The sequence below is a fragment of the Chryseobacterium sp. CG10_8 genome (assembly GCF_058117085.1).
Genome location: NZ_JBYVEB010000153.1, coordinates 1 through 4,939, shown reverse-complemented (window position 1 = coordinate 4,939; position 4,939 = coordinate 1). Strand labels below are relative to the sequence as shown.

Sequence of the window (4,939 nt, the reverse complement as noted above, 5' to 3'; positions counted from 1 at the left end):
AAAAAAAATGAATAAAACTAAAAAAGCACCTCGATTGAGGTGCTTTTAATATTACTACTAGATTTTTTCTTATTTTCCTTTAGCTGGAGTTTCTTTTGTTGGAGTTTTTGTTTCTTTAGCTCCATCTTGCTTTGTTGTTTGCTCCGTAGTCGCTTTCTTTTTAGCTGCTGCCATTTGAGCAGGGTCTGCTGTAAGAATAACACTTAATAAACATAGTACACCAATAGTAATTCCTAATGTCCAAGTTGCCTTTTCCATAAAGTCATTGGTTCTTTGTACACCAAATTGTGCTGAAGAAGCACCTCCGAATGTTCCCGAAAGACCTCCTCCTTTTGGGTTTTGTGCCATAATAATTATCACCAAAAGTACGCAAGCGATGATGATTAGTACCATGAATAAAGTAAATATTGTGCCCATTTTTATGATTCAATTTTAGAGTGGCAAATTTAACCTTTTTTTACTCAACCACAAAATAATTGGTTTTAAAATAAAAAAACGGCAACCGAAGTTACCGTTTTTTTATATAATTTCTATTCAAAGATTATTTGAAATCAGCGTCTGTCGCTTTGTTGAACTCGTAAGAAGTAACCTTCATTACCATTTCCATTCCCATTTGATTAACAGTAATCGTATGAGGCAATTTGATACCATTTACTTCTTTATAGTCTCCAAAAGTCTGAGGAATTTCGAATTCTCCTTGTGGTGAAGAAATTTTGTTGGTTTCTCCTGTTTTAAGGCCAGTTTTTACACTATAGTAGTAAGTTGTATTACCACCTTTGATGGCGTAAGAATCTTCTCCGTTGATTTTCTCAATTCCAGCTACTTTATAGTCAGCGTTATTGAAACCAAGTTCTTTGAAAACTTGCGTGTTTTTCTTCTTCTCTGCAATTTGCTCAGCTGTCATTTCTTCCTTCTGACCCATTTGTTCAGCGTAACCTTTTTGTCCGTCAAAAACTTCTTTGTTAACGGTCATTCCGCCAACTGTTACCAGAGTTGCCTCTTTTCCACCTTTTGCTAGAATAGTTTTGACATCAATGCTTTGTCCTTGCATTGACATATTTCCATTGGTGGTGTAGGAGTTAATCTTTTCTAAAGCGGCTTTTCCACCAATTGCAGCGATATATTTATCAGTAATACTTGCAACAGTTGCGCTAGCGTCCATTTTCTTAGCTTCCGGTTTTGCAACTGGATTAGCTTTGCTATCAAAATATTTAACAGGGTATCCTAGTTTTTCAAGACCTTCTGCAATTTCAGAAACTTTTCCTGCAACGAAGATTCTCTCTTTGTTAGGGAAAATTGTAGCGTTAACAGCTTTGGTAACGTCTGCAAGAGTTACTGCATCAATAGACTTCAGATAGTTGGTATAGAAGTTATCTGGAAGCGCGTTAGTTTCTTTACTAACTGCAAATGTTGCAATGGTTTCAGGTTTCTCCAAAGAACGGATGAAATCACCTTTTAATTTTGCTTTCGCATTCGCTAATTCTTCTGGTTTTACAGTATTAATAGCCTTAAGTTCATTCATGAATTCGACAACAGCTTTGTCAGTTACTTGGTTTCTTACGCTTGCTCCAGCTGAAAAGTCCGAATTATATTTTCCTGTTGATAGAGAAGAATAAGCTCCATAAGTGAAACCGTTTTTCTCTCTAAGATTCATGAATAATCTTGCTTCACCACCACCTCCAAGAATGAAGTTAGCTAATTTTGCTGCGAAAAATTGAGGATTGTTGGTTTTAACATCGTGTAAGTTACCAATATCAATTACAGACTGTACAGCATTAGGAACGTCAACAATATTGATTTCTGTAGCTGCAACATTATTGGCAGGTTTCAAAACATCATATTTGGTATTGGCTTTCTTCCAATCGCTAAAATTCTTTTCAATTAAATTTTTAACATCATTGAATTTAACGTCACCAACAACAACCAGATAAGCGTTGTCAGGTGCGTAATATTTAGAATAGTTATTCTTAACGTCAGCAACAGTGATCGCTTTGATGGACTCTTCTGTTTCGAACTCTCCTCTCTCTGTATTTTTACCGTAAGTTAAAGCTCTAGAAACTCTAGAAGCGATTGCGTCTGCACTTTTTTCTTCAGTTTTAAGACCTTCAATCATTCTGTCTTTGCTTTTCTGAATTTCTTCTTCTGAGAAGATTGGATTCTTAATCGCATCAGACATCATTCCTAACATTTCTGGGAAATACTTGGAAAGGGTATTAAGATAAGCGCCCCCTGAAGAAAAGCTTAGGTTGGCTCCCAAGAAGTCAACTCTTTTGTTGAATGCTTCTTTGTTCATTTTGGTAGTTCCTTCGCCTAATTGTCCAGCCATAATCTCGCTAACTCCCGCGATGTTTCCTTCATAAAAAGGGGGTCTGTCCATAGAAAGAGATACATTGACTCTAGGTAATTTGTTGTTTTCTACAACCATTACTGTTAAACCATTTTTAAGTTTAAAAGATTTTGGTTGTGCAATATTGATGGTAGGAGTAGGTCCTGCTTTAGGCATCTGGTTAAGGTCAATCTTTTGAGCCGAAACAAAACCAGAAATTAAGAATGCTACTGCAATATATTTGATATTTCTTTTCATTGTTTTACTTTTTTTCAGGTAGATAGTTAATAATCATTCTTTGGTTGCTGTTAAGATATTTTTTAGCCGCATTCATAATGTCTTGACGGGTAATACCTCTATAAATATCGATTTCGGTATTAATAAGGTTGGTGTTACCTTTCAAAACATGGCTGTCAGCCAAAGAGTGAGCGATACCTTGAATAGACGAGTTAGCGTTAACAAACTGATTTTCGAATTGATTCTGAAGTTTTTGATAATCTTCTTCAGAAATCAACGTTGTTTGCATTTTCTTAATTTCCTCATCGATAACTTTTTCTAGTTCTTTTTGAGGCGTTGTTCCCATAGGGATTGCAAAAAATGCAAAAACACCTTCTTTCTCGAATCCGATACTGTTAGCAGAAACCTCTAGAGCTTTCTTTTGTTCGTCTACTAATTTTTTGTACAAAACAGAAGACTTTCCTCCACTTAAATATGCTGATACCATATCCAATACTTTAGAATCTCTTTCTGTATTGGCAGGAGTTCTGTAAGCGTAGATATATGCTGGAAGTTGGATATTAGGATCGTAAACATTAACTTCTTTTTGTTGAGTGATAGGAGCGTCTTTAACGTATTTCAATGGATAAACTGTTCCTTTTGGAATTCCACCATAGTAAGCCTTAATCCACTCTTTAGTTTGTTCTGGCTTGATATCACCAGCAACTACTAAAGTAGCATTGTTAGGAACGTAGAATTTTTTATAAAAAGCTTGAAACTCTTCCAATTTAGCAGCGTTAAGGTCTTCAATAGATCCGATGGTTGACCAATGGTACTGGCTGTTGGTGAACATATTGGACAAGATCGCGTTGAAAAGGTTACCGTAAGGTTGGTTGTCCATACGCATTCTCTTTTCTTCTTTAACAACTTCTCTTTGAGTATCAACACCAACTTGGTTAATGACAGCATGTTTCATTCTCTCAGCTTCCATCCAAAGTCCTAATTGTTCGTTATTGGAAGGGAAAGTTTCGTAGTAATAAGTTCTGTCATTGGTCGTGTTGGCATTGTTAGCTCCACCATTGGAAGATACAATTTTGAACCAATCACCTCTTTTGATGTTAGGAGTTCCTTCGAAAAGCAAGTGCTCAAAGAAGTGAGCGAATCCAGATCTTCCTGGATCTTCATCTTTTGCTCCAACATGATACATAACTCCTGTTGTTACTACAGGAGCAGAATTGTCCTGATGTAAGATAACATGAAGTCCATTTGGTAAATCGTACTCTTCGAATTTAATTTGCTGCGCATTAACCAGTACGCTCAAAAAAGCGACCGTTGCTGCGGAAAGTAGTTTCTTTTTCATTACAGAATAAAATTATTTGACATATTGGTTCCGAAAATAATCAAAATGTTACACTTGAAGAAAAAATAATTGATAATTCTCCATATAATTTGACGATTTTCCATAAGGTTTGGTAAGTAATTGATTATAAAATAAAATAATCCAAAAGGGGTCTCAAATATTTGTCGTATATTTGCAACGTTATTTAAATAGGTCTCTATTTCAGCCTTTTCTGCTTTCTTCTTTTTTTGAATCAGTTTTCGCCTCCACAGTTTCCCTTTAAAAGACATATCTGACCTCCAATTGAAGGTCGGCCGAAGTTTCATTTAATTTAATTTTATATATGGCAGATTCTTTCTCGAAAAAAGAAAACAACAAGAAAAAAATACAGAAACAAAAAGAAAAAGCACAACGTAGAGAAGACCGCAAAACCAATAACAACAAGGGAAAAAGTCTAGAAGAAATGTTCCTTTATGTTGATGCTAATGGACAATTGACTTCGACGCCTCCTCAAGACCAGGAGAGATTGGAGATTGATCCTAATGATATTAGACTAGGAGTACCTGCAATTGAAGAAGAGGATCCTATCAAGCAAGGTATCGTTACATTCCTAAGTGATAAGGGATATGGCTTTATTACGGAGCATGACTCCAAAGACAATATATTCTTCCACGAGAATAATTGCAATGGACCGATTAAGAAAGGAAACAAAGTTTCTTTTGAAAAAGAACGGTCACCAAAAGGTTTTTCTGCAATCAATGTGCAGATTATTAAATAGTAACAATTTTTTATAACAATTATATGACGCGTCAAGGAACCGTAAAATTTTACAACGAAACCAAAGGTTTCGGATTTATTACCCCAGATGATGGTGGTGAGGACATTTTTGTACATTCTTCTGGATTATTAGGAAGAATCAAAGAGAACGACAAAGTAACTTTTGAAGTAAAGCAAGGAAATAAAGGATTGAACGCTGTTAACGTTAAAGTACAGTAATCAATCTTGTTTTTCACTAAAACGATATAAAGCTCCATTTGGAGCTTTATTTTTTTTGTTTT

Annotated in this window: 5 protein-coding genes; 2 read left to right on the top strand and 3 right to left on the bottom strand. The window is 35.4% G+C overall.

Annotated elements, in window-relative coordinates:
* Positions 1 to 69 precede the first annotated feature (69 nt).
* From secG to AC4AGG_RS15290, 3 genes are all read right to left on the bottom strand, one after another.
* Positions 70 to 417, bottom strand: a complete 348-nt coding sequence (gene secG / locus AC4AGG_RS15300) for a preprotein translocase subunit SecG (RefSeq protein ID WP_489772884.1) — start codon at positions 415 to 417, stop codon at positions 70 to 72.
* A gap of 124 nt (positions 418 to 541) precedes the next feature.
* A complete protein-coding gene (locus AC4AGG_RS15295; RefSeq protein WP_489772883.1) occupies positions 542 to 2,584 on the bottom strand; it encodes a M16 family metallopeptidase in 2,043 nt (680 codons plus the stop codon).
* A 4-nt stretch (positions 2,585 to 2,588) separates the two neighbouring features.
* A complete protein-coding gene (locus AC4AGG_RS15290; protein ID WP_489772882.1) occupies positions 2,589 to 3,902 on the bottom strand; it encodes a M16 family metallopeptidase in 1,314 nt (437 codons plus the stop codon).
* 322 nt (positions 3,903 to 4,224) lie between these two features.
* Here AC4AGG_RS15290 and AC4AGG_RS15285 point away from each other — a divergent pair, with 322 nt between their 5' ends.
* Both AC4AGG_RS15285 and AC4AGG_RS15280 read left to right on the top strand, forming a co-directional pair.
* Complete coding sequence (locus tag AC4AGG_RS15285) at positions 4,225 to 4,659, top strand: cold-shock protein (protein ID WP_489772881.1); 435 nt, start codon at positions 4,225 to 4,227, stop codon at positions 4,657 to 4,659.
* A 23-nt stretch (positions 4,660 to 4,682) separates the two neighbouring features.
* A complete protein-coding gene (locus tag AC4AGG_RS15280; protein ID WP_489772880.1) occupies positions 4,683 to 4,877 on the top strand; it encodes a cold-shock protein in 195 nt (64 codons plus the stop codon).
* The last annotated feature ends 62 nt before the right edge of the window (positions 4,878 to 4,939 follow it).